Annotated in this window: 19 protein-coding genes and 2 pseudogenes; 9 read left to right on the forward strand and 12 right to left on the reverse strand. The window is 58.4% G+C overall.

What is annotated here, in order from left to right:
- Positions 1–16 precede the first annotated feature (16 nt).
- Positions 17–529 carry a GrpB family protein gene (locus tag ACF8EF_RS17765; RefSeq protein WP_392461066.1) on the forward strand — a complete coding sequence of 171 codons (513 nt, stop codon included), beginning with the start codon at positions 17–19 and terminating at the stop codon, positions 527–529.
- Between the two features lie 46 nt (positions 530–575).
- Here ACF8EF_RS17765 and ACF8EF_RS17770 read toward each other — a convergent pair whose 3' ends face one another.
- Positions 576–1,061 (reverse strand): AAA family ATPase, encoded by a 486-nt coding sequence (locus tag ACF8EF_RS17770; protein ID WP_392461067.1) that lies wholly within the window; start codon positions 1,059–1,061, stop codon positions 576–578.
- Between the two features lie 299 nt (positions 1,062–1,360).
- Here ACF8EF_RS17770 and ACF8EF_RS17775 point away from each other — a divergent pair, with 299 nt between their 5' ends.
- A complete protein-coding gene (locus ACF8EF_RS17775; RefSeq protein ID WP_392461068.1) occupies positions 1,361–1,921 on the forward strand; it encodes a nucleotidyltransferase family protein in 561 nt (186 codons plus the stop codon).
- 70 nt (positions 1,922–1,991) lie between these two features.
- Here the strand turns inward: ACF8EF_RS17775 and ACF8EF_RS17780 are convergent, their stop codons facing one another.
- Both ACF8EF_RS17780 and ACF8EF_RS17785 read right to left on the reverse strand, forming a co-directional pair.
- Positions 1,992–2,411, reverse strand: coding sequence for a hypothetical protein (locus ACF8EF_RS17780; RefSeq protein ID WP_392461069.1), 420 nt, complete (start codon positions 2,409–2,411; stop codon positions 1,992–1,994).
- Positions 2,412–2,491: 80 nt separating this feature from the next.
- Positions 2,492–3,385 carry a LysR family transcriptional regulator gene (locus ACF8EF_RS17785; RefSeq protein WP_392461070.1) on the reverse strand — a complete coding sequence of 298 codons (894 nt, stop codon included), beginning with the start codon at positions 3,383–3,385 and terminating at the stop codon, positions 2,492–2,494.
- 97 nt (positions 3,386–3,482) lie between these two features.
- Here ACF8EF_RS17785 and ACF8EF_RS17790 point away from each other — a divergent pair, with 97 nt between their 5' ends.
- Entirely contained in the window at positions 3,483–4,469 is a 987-nt protein-coding gene (locus ACF8EF_RS17790) for an alpha/beta hydrolase (protein ID WP_392461071.1), read from the forward strand.
- 328 nt (positions 4,470–4,797) lie between these two features.
- Here ACF8EF_RS17790 and ACF8EF_RS17795 read toward each other — a convergent pair whose 3' ends face one another.
- Positions 4,798–5,463, reverse strand: a complete 666-nt coding sequence (locus ACF8EF_RS17795; protein WP_392461072.1) for an SOS response-associated peptidase — start codon at positions 5,461–5,463, stop codon at positions 4,798–4,800.
- Positions 5,464–5,584: 121 nt separating this feature from the next.
- The gene (locus ACF8EF_RS17800) at positions 5,585–6,955 is read right to left on the reverse strand and encodes an HD domain-containing phosphohydrolase (protein WP_392461073.1); all 1,371 of its coding nucleotides are present in this window, start codon (positions 6,953–6,955) and stop codon (positions 5,585–5,587) included.
- A 199-nt stretch (positions 6,956–7,154) separates the two neighbouring features.
- On the opposite strand from ACF8EF_RS17800, the gene ACF8EF_RS17805 reads away from it, so the two are divergent.
- The 3 genes from ACF8EF_RS17805 to ACF8EF_RS17815 are packed head-to-tail and all read left to right on the forward strand — an operon-like array spanning position 7,155 to position 11,364.
- The gene (locus ACF8EF_RS17805) at positions 7,155–8,153 is read left to right on the forward strand and encodes a cytochrome-c peroxidase (protein ID WP_392461074.1); all 999 of its coding nucleotides are present in this window, start codon (positions 7,155–7,157) and stop codon (positions 8,151–8,153) included.
- Positions 8,150–9,964, forward strand: coding sequence for a DAHL domain-containing protein (locus tag ACF8EF_RS17810; protein WP_392461075.1), 1,815 nt, complete (start codon positions 8,150–8,152; stop codon positions 9,962–9,964). The genes ACF8EF_RS17805 and ACF8EF_RS17810 overlap by 4 nt, the downstream gene beginning before the upstream one ends.
- A complete protein-coding gene (locus ACF8EF_RS17815; protein WP_392461076.1) occupies positions 9,961–11,364 on the forward strand; it encodes an ATP-binding protein in 1,404 nt (467 codons plus the stop codon). Before ACF8EF_RS17810 ends, ACF8EF_RS17815 begins: the two co-directional genes overlap by 4 nt.
- Before the next feature lie 85 nt (positions 11,365–11,449).
- On the opposite strand, the gene ACF8EF_RS17820 is transcribed toward ACF8EF_RS17815, so the two are convergent.
- Both ACF8EF_RS17820 and ACF8EF_RS17825 read right to left on the reverse strand, forming a co-directional pair.
- Complete coding sequence (locus ACF8EF_RS17820; RefSeq protein ID WP_392461077.1) at positions 11,450–11,926, reverse strand: GNAT family N-acetyltransferase; 477 nt, start codon at positions 11,924–11,926, stop codon at positions 11,450–11,452.
- Positions 11,927–12,019: 93 nt separating this feature from the next.
- Positions 12,020–13,402 carry a PLP-dependent aminotransferase family protein gene (locus tag ACF8EF_RS17825; RefSeq protein WP_392461078.1) on the reverse strand — a complete coding sequence of 461 codons (1,383 nt, stop codon included), beginning with the start codon at positions 13,400–13,402 and terminating at the stop codon, positions 12,020–12,022.
- A 121-nt stretch (positions 13,403–13,523) separates the two neighbouring features.
- Between ACF8EF_RS17825 and ACF8EF_RS17830 the strand changes: the two genes are divergently transcribed.
- Both ACF8EF_RS17830 and ACF8EF_RS17835 read left to right on the forward strand, forming a co-directional pair.
- Positions 13,524–14,390 (forward strand): DMT family transporter, encoded by an 867-nt coding sequence (locus ACF8EF_RS17830; RefSeq protein WP_392519174.1) that lies wholly within the window; start codon positions 13,524–13,526, stop codon positions 14,388–14,390.
- The gene (locus tag ACF8EF_RS17835) at positions 14,383–14,727 is read left to right on the forward strand and encodes a hypothetical protein (RefSeq protein WP_256122369.1); all 345 of its coding nucleotides are present in this window, start codon (positions 14,383–14,385) and stop codon (positions 14,725–14,727) included. The genes ACF8EF_RS17830 and ACF8EF_RS17835 overlap by 8 nt, the downstream gene beginning before the upstream one ends.
- A 129-nt stretch (positions 14,728–14,856) precedes the next feature.
- On the opposite strand, the gene ACF8EF_RS17840 is transcribed toward ACF8EF_RS17835, so the two are convergent.
- From ACF8EF_RS17840 to ACF8EF_RS17855, 4 genes and pseudogenes are all read right to left on the reverse strand, one after another.
- Positions 14,857–15,333, reverse strand: coding sequence for a DUF1348 family protein (locus tag ACF8EF_RS17840; RefSeq protein ID WP_392461080.1), 477 nt, complete (start codon positions 15,331–15,333; stop codon positions 14,857–14,859).
- A gap of 53 nt (positions 15,334–15,386) precedes the next feature.
- A complete protein-coding gene (locus ACF8EF_RS17845) occupies positions 15,387–15,953 on the reverse strand; it encodes a TetR/AcrR family transcriptional regulator (RefSeq protein ID WP_392461081.1) in 567 nt (188 codons plus the stop codon).
- Between the two features lie 280 nt (positions 15,954–16,233).
- Entirely contained in the window at positions 16,234–16,389 is a 156-nt protein-coding gene (locus ACF8EF_RS17850) for a glutaredoxin domain-containing protein (RefSeq protein WP_176684586.1), read from the reverse strand.
- 13 nt (positions 16,390–16,402) lie between these two features.
- Positions 16,403–16,922 (reverse strand): annotated as a pseudogene (locus ACF8EF_RS17855) (carboxymuconolactone decarboxylase family protein).
- Positions 16,923–17,051: 129 nt separating this feature from the next.
- Here ACF8EF_RS17855 and ACF8EF_RS17860 point away from each other — a divergent pair.
- Positions 17,052–17,550, forward strand: a pseudogene (locus ACF8EF_RS17860) (AraC family transcriptional regulator).
- A 71-nt stretch (positions 17,551–17,621) separates the two neighbouring features.
- Here the strand turns inward: ACF8EF_RS17860 and ACF8EF_RS17865 are convergent.
- Positions 17,622–18,218: an NAD(P)H-dependent oxidoreductase gene (locus tag ACF8EF_RS17865; protein WP_176684585.1), complete on the reverse strand. Its 597-nt coding sequence runs from the start codon at positions 18,216–18,218 to the stop codon at positions 17,622–17,624.
- Positions 18,219–18,256 lie beyond the last annotated feature (38 nt).

Here is an 18,256-nt window from a genome sequence, read left to right on the forward strand (position 1 = left end):
GCCCAAGGAGGCCCCCATGGCACTGACCAGCAAGATCACGGCTTACGATTCCGCATGGCCGCAACGGTATGAGGCGGTCAAAGTGCTGCTCGCCTCGGTATTCGGCGATGAGCTTCTCGCCATTCACCATGTAGGCAGCACGGCTGTACCGCAACTTGCAGCCAAGCCTGAGATCGATGTGCTGGTCGAGGTTTCAGAGCATCGCAATGAGGTAGCGCGAGACGAGGTGTTGCTGACGCTGGGTTATGTGCGCGGCAGTGACCTGTCGGAAGGGCACCACTTTTACCGCCGCAATGTTGGCGGGCTGCGGACCCACAAGATTCACATTTGCAGCCGTGGTCACCACTCAGTCATCCAGATGCTGACGTTCAGAGATCTGCTCAGGAACGACGCCTCCCTTCGGAAGCGATATCAAGACCTCAAGATTGAACTGGAAGCCACCAATATCGGCGGTATGGCTGAGTATCTGGAGAAAAAGGGGCCGTTCATTGTTGCGGCGTTGCTTGAGGTCGCTAATAGACGAAGGTGATGGTGCGCTCTGGGTCGGTAGCGGCCCAAATCCGCACTAGAGATCGTCAATGTCGGTGAATTTTAATCTGAAGCCCTTCATCCTTATGTGGCGCTCGAAAGTAGCTAGTGATCAGATCGAACTCCGCGTCAGTCGCCGCGAACTCATGCTCACCACGGTGGTTGCGAAGATGCAACCTGTCTCGACAGGTGTCATCGTCCACCTCGATGTAGTGGACGCAATGTGAAACCTCGGCTGCGTCAGCCAGGTTGCGCAGCCATAGTCGATCTTGAGGAGTATTTGCAGGAAAATCCAAAACGACAGTCACTCCAGCCCGAAGGATATCGATGACGAGCGGGCCCAGCACCTGCCGAACCTGGTGCGCAAGACGCACATAGTCGTTTACTGACTTGATCTGTTCAGGGTATAGCCGTGAGAGCCAATGATCCTCACTCAGCAGAACCGTCGATCCTTCAACTGCCAAGCTTTTGGCTAGCGTTGACTTACCGGATGCAATTTTTCCTGAGATGAGATGCAGCACTGGTTTGGGCATAGAGACGTCTCCTTGTCGAACCCCGATGATGCTCATTGAAAAGCACCGAAGCAATCACCGAGCATTCAAACGTTCGCTATGGGTCGATAGGTGCCTGTCAACAGTGTCTATATTGAACATCATTAGGGGTACGGTAGCTTAGCTTAATTTCCCAGCAGCCTTGTGAGCAGAGCTTGCTGAGAAAGCCGCTATCGCCCCATTGCGCCGATCGAGGCGTCTACGAAACTACGGGCGATTCACCGGTTTCGATGCCGTTCAGGTAGGCTCAGCCCTCTGTAAATGCACCAAGGACGGCACCCATGCATTCACTCACCGATGAGCCGCTACTTGAGATCATCCGTCAGAACCCAATAACCCGAGAGCTTTTGGAGATCCTGCCAACGCTCGGTATCCCTCATTCCATGCTGGTCGCAGGTGCTTTGTTCCAGACGTTCTGGAATCACCGCTCGGGACAACCTCCCGAGTGGGGTATCAAGGACTATGACATCGCCTACTTCGACGATGACTTGTCTTGGGAAGCGGAAAACCGGGTTATAGCCCAGGCTCATCAGGCGTTCTCGCACTTGGGCGTTAATGTCGAGATACGCAATCAGGCCCGCGTGCATTTGTGGTACGAACGGAAATTCGGCGGCACCTATTCACCGCTGAAAAAAGTAACAGATGGTATCGACCGCTATCTGATTCGCTCGACCTGCCTAGGCATTGACGCTTGTACGGGTAAGCTCTACAGCACCCATGGCCTGAACGACCTCTTGAACAACTGGCTCAAGATGAACGAGTTGAATCCACGTCCAGACTTATTCCGGGCGAAAGCTGCCAGCTACCAGGCGCGCTGGCCGTGGCTTGAATTGGTTGGATGAACGTCCAGAGTGGATCGATAGGTGCCTGTCACCAGTATTTATATTGGACATCATTAGGGTTGCTCAAGCATTAAACCCCAAGCGACAGCGCACCGCAGTACATCAGGGTATTGCATACAACCATCTGGGCGACCATGAATCCCAAGGCGGCACCTAGAACACCAATGCCTGCGACGATCCATGGCAAGCGTGTTTTCACGCGATACCTCAACAGCCAGGCTGACACGCCTGCACCAGTCAACATGCCGGGCACGGAAAACATGTGTCCAAGCGCCAACATTCCTTCGGTGTGGTCCAGGCTGGACATGATTTTCATAAAGATCAACAGCGTGGCGATGGCTGTGACTGTCGTTCCTGTGAGAAACAGAGGAGGCGCTCGCAGGATCAAGCCAGGTATAAGCGTCACGGTGGGCACTGCGACGAGGTACCCAAGACCTGTGTACAGCGGGTCGGCACCCATGCTGGAGTAAAAGAGAACGGCCGTGATCATCAAGATCGCATAGGTAAGATTGGGCTTGCCCCGTGACAACGGACGCTCGCTAACAACTGAGCAGACACCGCAAATGGCCGCTATTCCGTGTGGCGCAACGCATCGACCAGTAATGAGAACGCAGGCGAAGCGTGGCGGCGGCTTGGGTAATAGAGATGGTAAGGCTCGAAGGTCTTGCGCCAGCTCCCTAGAACTTCGACCAGATCTCCAGACGCCAGCGATTCGCGGAAGTACGCCTGCGGTAGGTAGGCCAGGCCGAGTCCAGCCAGCGCAGCATCACGTACGGAGGCGATGCTGTTCGTGACCAATGAACCTTCCACTTTCACGCGCTGCTCTTTTCCCGCCTTGGTGAACAACCAGGCGAAGTGTTCGCCGTGTGTGGGCAAGCGCAGGTTGATACATGAATGCTCGGTGAGGTCGTGCGGATGCCTGGGCGGCGGCCTCCGGGCAAAATAGGCCGGTGCACCGACCACAGCCATCGGATGCGGCCCACTGATCCGCACCGCGATCATGTCCTTCGCCACCAGGCCGCCGCGGCGAACGCCGGCATCAAAGCGTCCGCTGACGATGTCGGTAAGGCCATAGTCGATGGTCAGTTCGATGCGAATGTCCGGGTACTCCGGCAGGAAGCGCGCAATCGCCGGTTGCAGCACGCTGTGCACCGCGTACTCGTCCGCGGTCAGGCGGATCGTCCCGGCGGGCTTGTCTCGCAGTGCAGTGATCTCCTCCAGCCCGGACTCGATCTGCCCCATCGACGGGCCGATCAGCGCCAGAAGCCGTTCGCCGGCCGGGGTGGGCGAAACGCTACGCGTGGTGCGCGCGAACAGCCGCAGGCCAAGTCGTTCCTCCAGCCCTCGGATGACCTGGCTCAGCGCCGATTGCGAGATGCCCAGACGCGCCGCGGCGCGAGTGAAGCTGGCCTCCTCGGCCACGGCAAGGAAGGCCACTAGGTCTTGCAGTCGACGCCCGTCCATTGATTAGCCAGCCTAATGATGGAATTCGTATTCTGACGGATTATCAACAGATTAGCCAAGTTCTATCGTATGCGTCACGCCTACAACCGCCGAGCGCGTGAAATCACGAATCCATCGACAACTCTACGAGGAGTCAGCCATGGCCACCGCCATTGAAACCGTCAACATCCGCAATCCGGGCATGACCTGGGGCATCGCCGCGAACATCCATTTCCCACCGGGTTTTGACAAGACAAAACCGTATCCGGCCATCATTAGCGCGCACCCCATCGGCAGTTGCAAGGAGCAGACTTCGGGGAACGTGTACGGCGCCGCGCTGGCGAAGGAGGGCTTCGTGGTGATCGCCTTCGATGCCAGCTACCAGGGCGCGAGCGGCGGCGAGCCACGCCTCATCGAAGATCCGGGCCAGCGCGTGGAGGACTTCCGCCAAGTGATCGATTACCTGGTCACGCTGCCCTACGTGGATGCCGATCGCATCGGCGTGCTGGGCGTGTGCGGTGGTGGCGGCTATTCCATCAGCGCGGCGAAATCCGAACGCCGGATAAAGGCGGTGGTTTCGATTACCGGAGTCAATTTCGGACGAATGAGCCGCGAGGGCTTCGGTGGCTATGATCCTGTCGGTACGCTGGAGGCTATCGCCCAGCAGAGAACCATCGAAGCGCGTGGCAGCAGGTTGCGTGTGGATGACGTGCTGCCGCCTTCGGTGGACGCGGCCAAGCAGGCAGGTGTCACGGACATTGATGTCCTGGAAGCCACCGATTACTACAAGACGTCGCGGGGCCAAGCCGCTCACGGACTGACGAGCTTTTTATTCTCGCGTCGAGCGGCCGCAGTGGATTGGGATGCGTTCCACCTTGCCGAAGTGTTGCTGACCCAGCCGTTGCTAGTCGTGATCGGCGACAGACCCGGCGGTTTCGGCGCCTATCGCGACGGCCAGGAAATTTACGGCCGCGCGGCATCGAAAGCCAAGGAACTGCTCGTGCTGCCGGATACCTCACACTACGAGTTGTATGATCGGCCGGAAGCCACCGCGAAGGCGCTGGAAAAGATCGTACCGTTCTTCAAGACGCACTTGGCCGTCTGATGGACTTGTGCAGCCGCCGCTGCTCCGCGGCGGTTGCGTGAGCGTAAAAGTCGGGCGCGCGGCGTTGGTCGTCTGCTTCTGGCCGGTTGCCGCCTGTCCCGAACGACGGCTATGGGTCGAAAGCTGCCAGTCGCAAGTTACCGATTTCGACCCAGAGCGGCCGCTCGCCAGGGGCCCATTCGACCAAGAGCTGCCACTCAACTCGCCGTCAGTCCGTATTCACAAGCCCGAGCATTATCAAATTTTCAGCAGAGTTAATGGGGGATCTCAAGGCGGTTCCATGTGCTGCTTGATTGTTCACACAGCCTGGGAAGGGTCTACTACCGCGTCACTGAAGCGGCTTCACCAGCTCGGCGCCTTGGTTGCGCACATTGCCAATGGCGGTGCTCACTCGATACCACTCGAAGGCCTCGGCTGGCTCGCCCAGGTTGAGCGCCATCTGCTCGGCCTGTTCGCCCGGCGTCGCGGTTTCCATCCACTCACGCGCAAGGTCCGGGGCCAAAACCACTGGCCTGCGGTCGTGCACATCAACCATTCCGCCTTGGGCATCGGCCGTAATGATGACGAACCCATCATGCTCGCCGCCAGCGAACTGGCCGATGCTGGCGCAAAGGGAAGGGCGCCCGTCCCGGCGTCGGATGTAGTACGGCTGTTTCTTCGGTCCGCCTTCATCGACCCATTCATACCAGCCGTCGATCGGCGTTATGCCTCGGTGCGGCCAGATCGCCCGGAAGAAGCGGCCGTGTGCCACCTTTTCGACCCTGGCGTTGATCGGCGCAGCACGGTCGGTCGCCCAATGTGGCCGCCAGCCCCATCTCACCAGGTCCGCCCGCGGGCCTGCTTCATCCATTCGCAGCACTGCCACCAGCGTGGTCGGCGCGACGTTGTACCGGCCAAGTGGCTGGTCGCCGACGTTGTTCCGCCAGGCCTCTGGCAGGCTCAGGGTTTCGACAAAATCGTGTATGCCTCGGTACTGACTCAACCTTCCACACATGCGCAGCCCTCCTGCCAGAGCAAGCATAGCGCTTGGGTGTATCGCCGGTGTGGAGGAGGGCGACGGCATGCTGTACGCGCAGTCCTGGTGGTGAAGGGTTGAATGACCGCCCCATCTCCATTCAGCACGGCGCCAAGTCTGATTTTCCAGATGTTATAGGGTCGTTCGCGGGAACCCGAACAAAAATGCAGTACTTGCCACCCTCCATCGATTCAAAGGCCACCAGTTTTTCCACCAGCGCGGCGCTCAAAACCTTTCCAGCGTTAAGCAGCAACATGCCGTTGTCGGCGTTGAGGTTGCGCGCAAGCACCATTCCCGGCGCCAGGTCACGCGTGGTACACACCTGGACTTCAGGGTCCACCAAGGTGAGATCGCTGTGGAACGACGCGCAAACCTGGACGAAATCCTCCAGTAGTGCCGGGTCATACAACCGGCCGGCGTACTTGCGCAGGTAGAGCAAGGCCTCGTCACTGTTCATCTGCCGTTCAAGAATCAAACCCCGTTGCAGCTCAACGAAGTCCACTGCCAGCTTGAGCAAGCGGGCGCCGAGCGGGATGGCTTCACCCTTGAGCCGGTCGGGGAAACCGCTGCCGTCCCAGTGCTCCTGGTGATGCAGGATCAGGCGCGCGGCATCTTTCATGGGCTCAAGGGTCATCAGCAGCGCTTCACTTTGGCGTGGATAGTCGCGATACCGGTCGCGGTCGCTGTGCATCAGCTGGTCCGAAGGGGCAACGATCATGCTATCCGGCCAACTCAATTTGCCTATGTTGTACAGCGCCGCAGCCATGGCCAGATCGCGGCTTATCGCCTCGTCCAAGGCGTGGGCCCTACAGTAGCAACGCACCAGTTCGATGATCTGCCGATTGGTCTGCTTGGCTGGAGGCAGCCGCAGATTAGCCAACATCGAGAACACCTCAGTCCCGGTAACATAGCTGTGTTTAAGCTCTTCGTAGGCCAGATCGAGCATGTCAGCGGTCTGCTGCAGCTCCGCGGTACGGGCTGCAACGCGTTTCTCCAGGTCGTTATTGAGGCGCCTCAACTGGGCGTTCTGCCGACGTGCCAGCAGCTCCAGGCGTTGGCGCTCGCGTTCGGAATGCTGGTGCTCCAGGGCCTGGCGTAAGGTCAGCAACATCTCGTCGTCGTTCCAGGGCTTGCTGATGTAACGGTGGATCTGACCGTCATTGACGGCCTTGATGATTGCGCTCGGATCGGCATAGCCGGTCAGCAAGATCCTGACGGTCGATGGGTGATGCTGATTGATCTGCGCCAACAAGGTGGCGCCGTCCATACCTGGCATGCGCGCATCGCTCATCACCAGGTCTACCGGGCCCTCGGCCATTTGCGCCAGTGCCTGTTCGCCGCTGGTCGCCAGCTTCACGTCATAGGGTTGGCCACGCAATAGCCGACGCAGACTGCTAAGGATCGACTCCTCATCGTCTACTAGCAACACGGTCGGCCGATAGGGTGAATTCGGGGGCTGTTGCACGTCCATGGCAGGCCTCACCTGGTCGATCGATGGAGGCACTCGAGCTCAACGAGCGCTTAGGTCAAAGGCTAGTTCATTTTGCCGCGACAGGTGTCGGGGCATGGTGTGGCGTGTGGCAGGCGAATTGTCTGGAAGGCATCTAACCTGACGGCAGGGCACCACCCATCTGCATATCCGTCAGCCCAGGGAAAAAGGATTCTCCCGGATGTCCGTGCACATAATCTGTCGTTATCGTTCCGATCTTCACCTGCAGCGCTTGCGACGTTGTCTGAGCCTGTGGGTGCTACTGGTCCTGAGTGCGGGCAGCGGGGCCGAGCCGCTGGACGAGCCGCTCAAGCCGCTGCCTCCGATACCCACGCTGGCACCCGAGCGTGTGGAACTGGGGCGCCAGTTGTTCAACGATCCACGGTTGTCGCTCAACAGCACACTGTCCTGTGCCAGCTGTCACCGTCTGGACAAGTACGGGGCCGATGACCGGGCGTTTTCCATCGGTGCTGATGGCCAGCCGCTTGCGCTCAATACGCCAACGGTACTCAATGCCAGCCTTAATTTCCGACAGTTCTGGAATGGCCGGGTCGAGTCGCTCGAGGAGCAGGGGGATGCGGTGATCACCAGCGCTCACGAGATGGGCGGAGACTGGCGGGTGATCAAGCAGCGCATCGCCGCAGACGTGCGTTACCGTCAGGCGTTCAAGGATGCCTACCCGGACGCGGTGACAAAGGACAACATCCTCAGCGCGTTGGCCGATTACGAAAGGACGCTTCTTACCCCAGGCGCACGCTTCGATCGTTACCTGCAGGGCGATACCGAGGCGCTCACCCTGGAGGAAAAATACGGCTACCAGCGCTTCAAGGACTATGGCTGCATCGCCTGCCACCAAGGGGTGAATATTGGGGGCAACATGTTCCAGAAGTTTGGCGTGTTCGGCGACTACATCGCGGACCGCGGCAACCCCACCGAGGCGGATCAGGGCCGCTTCAACGTGACCGGAGAGGAGGCCGACCGGGGTGTGTTCAAAGTGCCGAGCCTGCGCAATGTGGCGATGACCGCGCCCTATTTCCACGATGGCTCGGCGCCTACGCTGGAGCGTGCGATCGACGTGATGTTCCAGTATCAGCTTGGACGAATCCCAAGCGATGAGGACCGCAGGCTCATCATGCTGTTCCTCAAGACCCTCACTGCTGAAAAGGCGGGTCAGCCATGAGGGTGATTTCTCGGCGCACAAGCCTGATTCTATTCAGTGGGTTGGTCCTTGTACTGGCGTCGATGCTGCTGTACTTGTACCTGAATTCCGGGTCAGAGCAGACCCAGACCTACAACGAATCCCGAGATCTCATCCGTCAGCTCAAGCAACAGGATGCTGTATGGGAAAACGAGGTGCTCAAGGCCCGGGTAGCCGTCTCCCATAACTACGATCCACTTGTGATCCCTCTCAAGGAGATGAAGCGGCTGTGGGCACGGTTCGACCGTCGGGAAGCCGAGCAAGGGCGTGATGACTCAAACCAGTGGCGCGATGCCCATGACGGTTTTCTTTCTGCGTTCGGGGAAAAGGCTCGGCTCGTGGAGCAATTCAAGTCGCACAATGCCTTGCTGCGAAATTCGTTGGCATTTCTACCCACAGCCGAGGACGGTATTCAGGCCCAGATCAACACCATGCTGGCCCCGAATCGGCAGGAGGTACACGTATTCGTCACTGACACTTATGACCTCTTGCTAAGTGCCCTGGAGTTCGCGCAGGTTACCTCTGTGGAAAGGGCTGCCGAGATAGAGGTGGGGTTAGGCAACTTGGCTGTTAACGCGGAGAACCTGCCCAAAGAATTCCAGACGCCCCTCAATCTGTTGAGCAATCACGTGGCGTTGATCCTGCGCGAGCAACCTGTCGTCAACCGCCTGCTCGAGCAGATCGAGGCGATTCCGGTTGCCGAACGCCTGGATACGATCACCAGCCTCCTGGACAGGGATCAACAACAGTTCGAAAAGATCAACCGTAAATACCATCTCTACACGCTATGGCTATCGGGCCTGCTGATGTTTTCGGTCATCTGCCTGGCTGCGCTGCTGGTGCGCAGCTTCGCCGAGGTGAGACGGGTCAACAACGCATTGCAGAGCGCCAATGACGTCCTGGAGCAGCGAGTCGAGGAACGCACCCTGGAACTCAGGAACGCTCAGAGCGAGCTGTTCAACGCCGCGCGCCAGGCTGGTATGGCGGAGATCGCCACCAATGTGTTGCACAACGTGGGCAATGTGCTCAACAGCGTGAACACATCCTCTGATCTCATCGCTCGAAGGTTGCGCAGCAGCAAAACCCAGGGCTTGGGCAAAGCCATGCAACTGTTCCGCGAGCATGCCACAGACATCGGTCGGTTTCTCGACGAGGATCCCAGAGGCCGGTTGCTTCCCGGCTACCTCAACCAGTTGACCGAGGCGATCGCCGATGAGCAGAAGGAGATGGTGATCGAGCTGGAACGAATGAACAAGAGCATCGACCACATCAAGGAAGTGGTGGCCACCCAGCAATCCTATGCCGGCGCTAAAAATGTGCCTGAGCCGCTGTCGGTGAACGACCTGGTCGAGGACGCGCTGCGCATGAACGCAGGCGCGTTGACCCGGCATCAGGTGAGGGTAGTGCGCGACTTCGCAGATCTGCCTCTGGTGATGGGCGACCGGCATCGGCTGTTGCTGATTCTGATCAACCTGATCAGCAACGCCAAATACGCCATGTCCGGCCCCGGCAGCGACCCGCGGACGATGATCCTCAGGACGCGCATCGTTGAGGGGGGCTTCCTGGAAATGAGCGTGCTGGACGAAGGCGAAGGCATTGCCCCTGAAAACCTGCAGAAGATCTTTGCCCATGGCTTCACCACGCGCAAGGACGGGCATGGCTTCGGCTTGCACAGTTGCGCCTTGGCCGCCATCGAGATGAATGGTCACCTGACCGGACACAGCGACGGCCCTGGCCTGGGTGCTGTCTTTACCCTGAGGATCCCGCTGATCGCGGTGACGGAGCCTGCATGAGTGACATGACCAATCGCCGGATCCTGCTGATCGATGACATGCCGACAATCCACGAGGATTTTCGCAAGATCCTTGCCCCGGCCAAAGCGCAGAACACTGAGCTGGACGAGATGGAAGGGTTGTTGTTTGGCGAGCAGGTCAAGAACGAACGACCGGTATTCGAACTCGATTCAGCCTATGGCGGTGAGGAAGGAGTTGGCCTGCTGAAGCGGGCGCTGCAGGCCTGCAAGCCCTACGCATTAGCCTTCGTCGACATGCGAATGCCAGGTGGATGGGACGGGGCTCAAACCATTGAGCACCTGTGGGAAGAGGACCCGCTGTTGCAGGTAGTCGTCTGCACTGCCTACTCGGACTATTCCTGGGATGAGTTGCTCGACCGGCTGCAGGCCCACGATCGCCTGCTGATCCTGAAAAAACCGTTCGACAATATCGAGGTCCAGCAAATGGCCAGCACCTTGCTGACCAAATGGGAAATGACCCAACGAGCCTCGCTGAAAATGCACCAGCTCGAACAGCGGGTAGAGCGGCGTACCCAGCAACTGACCCAAGCCAGCGAGGCGCTGCAGCAGGAGATCGAGGAGCGCAAGCAGCTGGAAAGCCAACTGGTGCAATCGGAGAAGCTCGCCTCGTTGGGGCAGATGGCCGCCGGCGTGGCGCACGAGATCAACAATCCGATCGGTTTTGTGTCCTCCAACCTGGGTACTTTGGGAGGGTATTTCCAGCAACTGATGGCGATGCTCGACGCCTATCGCCAGGCCGAACGGATGCTCGGCGGAAGCGAAATCACGGGGTCTTTGCAAAGGCTTCGTGAGCAGACTGAACTGGAATTCCTCCTGGAAGACATCCCGATCCTCATCAAGGAGTCCAAGGACGGAATCGGTCGAGTGGCGCATATCGTCAAGGACCTCAAAGACTTCTCGCGCGTTGACAGCGCTCAGCAGTGGCAATTAGCCGATTTGCAGCAGGGCATTGACTCCACTCTGAACATCGTCGCGAGCGAACTGAAACATAAAGCTGACGTCGTAAAACGGTACCAGCCGTTACCCCCGGTCGAATGCCTGCCGTCGCAGATCAACCAAGTGATAATGAACCTTGTGCTCAATGCCGCCCAAGCCATGGGCCCTGAGCGGGGGACCATCACATTGGGCACTGTTCATCAAGGCACCTGGGTGTGCATCGAAGTTGCGGATACAGGCGCAGGGATAGCACCGGAGAACATCAGGAAAATCTTCGACCCTTTCTTCACCACCAAGCCCGTCGGCCAAGGAACCGGGCTAGGCCTGTCCCTTTCCTACGGCATTGTGAAGAAACACGGTGGCGAGATAACCGTATCAAGCCAGGTCGGAGTCGGCACAACGTTTCGTGTACAACTGCCGGTAAAGCAGAGCGCAACGCTGTGATAGCGCCCGTGTCATGCTGCTGACGGGTGGGTATACCGCAATCCAAAAAGGGCAGGGTGCGTGCCCCGGCGATCCAGCCAACACGTCAATGTTTTGCAGTGGCGAGTAGCCGATAGCGCGAGAAGGGCGTGCCGTCGATATCCACCTCTCCGTCAAGGCGAAACCCCAGGCGAAGAATACCCTTGATTCGTGTTCTGGTTGGTGGAAGCAGTAGGGTGATCGACTCAAGCCCCATCTCCTGGAACGCGCGCCGTACGATCTCATCGAAAATCACCTTGCCAAGCCCCCAGTAGTCTGGATGAAGCACCAAGGCAAGATCAGCGTCACCGCCTTCCTGCTGCAGGCCGCCCCAGCCGGCGAATTCATCTTCAACGAAAAATGCCCAGGGGCCATAGCCATTCAGTGCCCATTGGGCCTCTTTTTGGGCAACCCATACCTTGCATTTGCTTTCGTCAAAATCGGGACGACCCAAGGGCATTTGGCGTAAGACATCGGGATTGTTGTTGAGCGCGATGATGTCAGCGATGGAGGCGTCGCTGAGAGGTCGGAAATGCAGCTGCATGATGTGCCTTGTCGAACTGCTGTAAACCTGATTTATAGCGCCTGCTATTCCCCGTTTCAATGAATCCTTGCACAACGTGGATTGGTCTGGCGACTAAGCACTCAGAGCCCGTTTCAACACGTCGTAAATTCTGGCATCAGCCGATTGGGCAACGTTGAAACGGATGAAATCACCCGCAGTCATGGACTGGCTAAACGCATTTCCGGGCGCCAGCACTACACCTTCATTCAAGCAGGCCCGGGCCAGCGTGGCTGCATCCGTGCCTTGAGGGAGTTGGCACCAGACATACATGCCTGACTGGGGCGTTATCCAGGGTTTGATACCAACGGCCCTTAGTTTCGCTACCGTTCTCTCCATGGCCTCGGCCAGCCTGAGGCGAACGCTTTCCATGTGTTTGCGGTACCCGCTATCGGTAATCGCCAGATGGATGATGTCCGCGGCCAGGCGGCCACCCCCGAATGTGGTCGCAATCTTGAGATCGACCAGGCTCTCGATCCAGTCAGTGCGAGCCGCGATGTAGCCGCATCGAATCGACGCGGAGATGGTCTTGGAAAAGCTGCCGATCTGGATGACACGAGAAAGGCCATCGAAGGCAGACAGCCGTGGTGCTGGAGCATTCTCGAAATCCCCGAAGATGTCGTCCTCTACAATCACCAGGCTGGAGTTGTCGGCCAGCTTCAGCAGCCTGTGTGCCGTGACCGGGGACAGGGTGGCGCCGGTTGGGTTGTGGATGCCTGCATTTGTTATGTACAACCGGGGAGCATGCGTAAGCAGGGCAGCACCGAAAGCATCGATGTCCGGGCCCGTCGCCGTATAGGGTACGCCTACGATGTTGACCCTGTGTGCTTTGAGCAGCGCGTGAAAATTGAAATAGCAGGGGTCGTCGACCAGCACGGTGTCCCCCGGTTCCAGCAGAAAACGGCAGATCAGGTCGATGGCGTGGGTGCCGGACTCCGTGAGCATGATCTGCTCGAGAGGGGCTTCGATCCCGATGCCTGTCAGCCTTCGTGACAAGAATTGCCTGAGTGGCAGATGCCCAAGCGGTGAGGCGTACTCAGTCAGTTTCAGCGTGTCAGAACGGGCAACGGTTCGAAGCGCTTTCCGCAAGCCCGCTTCGAACATCCAGGAGGGAGGTAGCCACCCGCATCCCGGTTTCAACGCATCGCTAGCGGTTTCAAGCGACTGGCGGGAGATCCACAGCGGGTCCACTTCACGATCAAGCCTGGGGCCGAGTTCGGTGAGTACCAAGGGCGCCACTGGTCCGGCTACGTAGAAGCCAGAGCCAGGGCGAGAGTTGAGTACACCCTCTGCCATCAACCTTTCATAGGCCTCAAGAACCGTGGAAACCGACACTTGCATGGTCTGCGCCATAGCGCGGACCGAGGGAATTCTCGCGCCCGGTGTGTAGGTTCGAGAGGCGATCCGCGACTGGATTTCACCCATGACAGCTCGAATTCGCGTTCCGTCCCGTTTCATCGCGCCCTCAACTGTGCTGGAGTCATATGCATAACAGTTTGGTTTAAGTGTATTGGATTGTACATGGCCTGGGTGAGCCTGTCGGTGATGTACTGAGCCTTGGCTTATCGAGGACTTACCGATGGAAAAATCAGCAAGCGGGTGGATCAACGGCTTCATAGGCGTCGCCATCTTTGCGGGTTCGTTGCCGGCAACCCGAGTGGCAGTGGCCGACTTCGAACCGACGTTCCTCACCTGTGCCCGGGCAACAATTGCCGCCATGCTGGGCGCGCTTTTTCTGATCGTGCTACGCCAGCCTCGACCCAAACGGGAGGACTTGTCGCCCTTGGCCGTAACAGCGCTCGGCGTTGTTATCGGTTTCCCGCTACTGACAGCATTTGCCCTTCAGCACATCAGCTCTGCTCATTCCATTGTCTTTGTCGGGCTCCTGCCATTGTGTACCGCAGGCTTTGCCGTTTTGCGGGGCGGTGAGCGACCTCGGCCATTGTTCTGGCTGTTCTCGTTGACAGGTGCCGGGTTGGTCGCTGGCTATGCCTTGATGAACGGAGGCGAGGCGTCGGCGGTGGGCGATCTGCTGATGTTGGCTGCGGTTGCGGTCTGTGGGTTGGGCTATGCCGAAGGCGCGCGTCTGTCGCGGACATTGGGGGGATGGCAGGTGATCAGCTGGGCATTGCTGGTAGCGTTGCCGTTCATGCTGCTGCTGACGGTGGTCAATCTTCCTGCCCCTGATGACTTTGCCAGGGTAAGTACCCCTGCGTGGTTCAGCTTTGGCTACGTTTCACTGTTCAGTATGCTGATCGGGTTTGTGTTCTGGTACCGAGGGCTCGTCCAGGGTGGGATTGCGGCTGTGGGCCAACTGCAACTCTTTCAGCCGTTCATGGGGCTTGGGCTGGCAGCGGTGCTTCTGCACGAGCACGTCAGCTGGGCCATGCTTTTCGTGACGCTGGGTGCTGTGATCTGCGTTTACGGGGCTAAGAAATATGCGTAAGCACATGGCAGTGCCCAGCCAAAAAGGCTGGGTGTGGCCCGGCGTCGTCCGCCCTCGGTCTGAGTTGCATCAGCCGACATTCACGACCTATCTGGTGGGGCCGCTGATCGAGGCCTTCCCCTTACTGAGCGAGCAAGTGCGGATGGAGGTCAATGCCCTTGGCGCAGTGATTGAAATCGTTCGCCGGACGAACCTGTCGACTTTACTGCCTGCCAAAACTGCATTGGCCCACGACGATCTGCTGGCCATCCCGCTGGAGCCAGAACGCTGCAGCGAACGGCCGTACTCATGCGGCGAAAGAAGCCTTTCTGAGTGCAGCCGTGCGAGTGTTCATTGAGCTGGCTAAAGAAGAATCCAGCGATCTTGAGGCGTGAGGCTGCGTACTTGCAACGCGATGCCCGCCAGTGCAATTAACCCGGTGAAAAAAACCTGATCCTTTATGTAAAAGGATCAGGTTTAGCAGTACTTACAGGCCCAGTTCAGTCAGGCCTGGGTGATCATCCGGCCGGCGACCCAGTGGCCAGTGGAACTTGCGCTCGCTTTCCTTGATGGGCATGTCGTTGATGCAGGCAAAGCGGCGATACATCAAGCCATCGGCTTCAAACTCCCAGTTTTCGTTACCGTAGGAGCGGAACCAGTTGCCCGAATCGTCGTGCCACTCATAGGCGTAACGGACGGCGATGCGGTTGTCTGTGAAGGCCCAGAGCTCTTTGATCAAGCGGTAGTCCAACTCTTTCTTCCACTTGCGAGTGAGGAAGTCGCGAGCTTCTTCACGATTGTTTGCAAACTCGGTACGGTTACGCCATTGGGTGTTCGGCGTATAGGCCAGTGCAATCTTTTCCGGCTCACGGGTATTCCAGCCATCCTCGGCGAGTCGGACTTTTTCAATCGCCGATTCGCGCGTGAAAGGAGGAAGTGGCGGACGCGTGTGTTCGTTGGACATGGTGGTGCCTCCAATCTTCTGGATGGTCAAGTTGAGTGGGTGTTGCTTTAACGTCAAGCGCTTGCGTGCTGTACGTCCTTGAGTAATATCTTTGCGATTTCTCTTGCACTATCGAGAACGGTGTAGTCACCCATGACGTGGGCCACGGTTATCGTGCCCTCTATCATCAAAAAAAGTTGCTTGGCCAAGCCAGCCGGATCTTTGACACCTAATTCGCTGGTCAGCTCTAGCGTGTAGTCCAGCAGCTTTTGTTTATGCAGTTTTGCGATCTGTCGAACAGGATCGTCTGCGTCACCAACCTCTCCGGCTGTGTTGATGAACGCACATCCGCGAAAACCGTCAGACTCGAACCAACTCTTGAGTACATCAAATATCCCAAGGATGCGCGCTTCTGGCGTTTGCGCTTTTTCGCATTCACTTCTAAACCACTTCATCCAGCGTATATCGCGTGCATTGAGTGCCGCTGCGGCTACGTCGTCTTTATTCGCAAAATAGCGATAAATACTTTTGCGTGCTACGCCCGAGGTCTTTACCAGGAGGTCCATGCCCGTGGCATGAATCCCGTTTTCGTAAATCAGCTTCTCGGCAGTCGCCAGGATTTTTTCGCGTGTATCGGTCATTGGCTTATCCATGTAGCCAGAGTAGAACGACCGTTCTCCCTGGTCAAGCATCTCTCGAAATTATTCGATTGCGCGCAAGCGGGGCGCCGGCATGCTTTCGATCAGGGTGGCTGGCTTCCCGCTGATCAGTCGCGCTCCAGTTCGGCGAAGCGGCTGGACAGCCAGGCGTGCAGCGTTTATTCCCGGCGCTACGCCCGATGAAACTCATGCACACATTCAAGCAGGCAGTACCGCGCCTGCTCCTTGCCACTGACCAGAAGCTTGATATGAACCGACAAGATTACCCCCTCGTTTCCCTCGCCATCCTCAAGGCCAAGCCAGACCAAGATTGTTCAACGTCGATTTCGTCAGGGGTAATGCCCTTGCTCGACAGCAGTCGCTTGGCGTTCACGCAGTAAGGGCAGTGCTGGGTGGTGTAGATAGTCACGTGGCTCATGGTGGTTACCCTCCTAGCTTGCCGATGGCGGAAAGTCGATATCGGTAGCGGCGATGTTGTTCAGGTAGTTGGTCAGGGTCAACAGCGTGACCTGCGCCACTACCTCCACGATCTTGCTATCCGTAAGGCCCGCCTCACGCGCAGCAGCGATCTGCTCGTCACTCAACTGGCCGCGACTTGCGGTGATCTGTTGCGTCAGTGCGGCAACCGCGCTGAGTGTGCCGGCTCGGGCTTGCCTGACGGCCTCATCGCTCAGCCCAGCCTTGCCGCCAAAGAAGGTGTGTGCCGCCAGGCAGTAGTCGCAACCGTTGATTTGCGAGGTGGCGAGGGCAACGACTTCACGCCCGGCGGCGCTCAGTGAGCCTTTACCCAAGGCTTGGGCGAGGCCCAGGTGTACCGTTGAGTGCGACCGGAGAGTGAGCCAGGGTCTTGAATGCATTGGGAATGAAGCCGAGACCTTTTTGAATGCCTTCGAGGGCTGCGCGCGAGCCAGTAGGGGCCTGGTCCAGCGAGAGAGTAGCGATGCGAGTCATGGTAGTTCTCCACTAGGTTGATTAAACGGCTTGTCTATCACGCCTGGAGTCCATACTAGGGAGGCAGACTTTCCTTTCGGCTTCAGATCGTCGAAGGTATGCAACAGATCGTCTAAACCTGAGCGGGCTATGGACCGACTATCGACTTTGCTCAAGCACTTCAACCTGCACGCGTCCACGTTTCACCAGGGTGGCTTCTGTGGAACAACCCACCTGTATGGGCAGCACAGTGTCGGCCACGCCCACCTGCTGCGCTCGGGGCGTCTGGCCTTCAGGGGCAAGCGTGGCCAACTGATCGAGTTGACCGAACCCAGCCTGATTCTGGCGGTGCGCCCGCAGGAGCACCACTTGCTGGCGACCGAAGCCGATGAAGCGGAATTGGTGTGCGCCACCCTGCATTTCGATGGCGGCGCCAACAACCCGCTGACCCTGGCTTTGCCGGACTTCATCATCAAGCCCCTCGGCGAACTGGCGCATCAGCCTGACGCAGAAACGCCTTCGCGAAGGGCGCCCCATTGCCCTGATCGCCGATGAGGTCGGCTACGAAAGCCCTTCTGCGCTGGCCCGAACCTTTCGCCGCAAGGTGGGCGCAAGCCCGACGCAATGGCTGCAGCAGGATGCGGTATAACGCCTGCTCGACAGATTTGCGCGCGAGGCAATGAGCGAGGTGGCCGAGGCGCAGGAAGGGCAGACCGGGCGTCACTTGGACGCAGTGAAAAGTTCGCGACCGAGGGCTCGTGCAGTGTCCATATGATCAGTCGGATCTTGCGTTTCCGATTCGAGCAGGAGCTCGGACGTGACGACAGATGCGCCGCAATAATCGAAGATCCCATGATCAATCTGCGTCTTCATGGCATCGGCATAGCCGTGCCGCTCATAGGTTCCGCCGTCCGCGCCGCCGACGCCGACAAGATGAACCCGCAGGTGGCGAAGCTTCTTCACCAGCTTGGCATCCGAACTGAAATCGAAGGCCCAGCCATTGGCGAACACGCGATCGATCCAACCCTTGAGAAGCGCTGGCATCGACCACCAGTAGACGGGATAGACCAGCACAAGGGCATCGGCACGATCGATCCGCGCCTGCTCGGCGGCAACATCGGCGGGGGGCGGTGCTTCCCTGTGATGGACAGCGAGATCAGCCGCAGTGAACCGCGGATCGAACGCTTGCGCTGATAGGTCTGCGATTTCGAAGGAGTTGCCGGGATCGGCCAGGGATAAGCCTTCGGCGACTTGCGCAGCAAGGCTATGGGTGAGGGACTGGGGATCGTGATGAGCGACAACGATGAGTGCGTGCATGTCGAAAACACCTGCTACTGATTGAGGGCGAGAGGGCG

This window comes from Pseudomonas sp. zjy_15 (assembly GCF_043101865.1).
Classification (GTDB): domain Bacteria; phylum Pseudomonadota; class Gammaproteobacteria; order Pseudomonadales; family Pseudomonadaceae; genus Aquipseudomonas; species Aquipseudomonas putida_Y.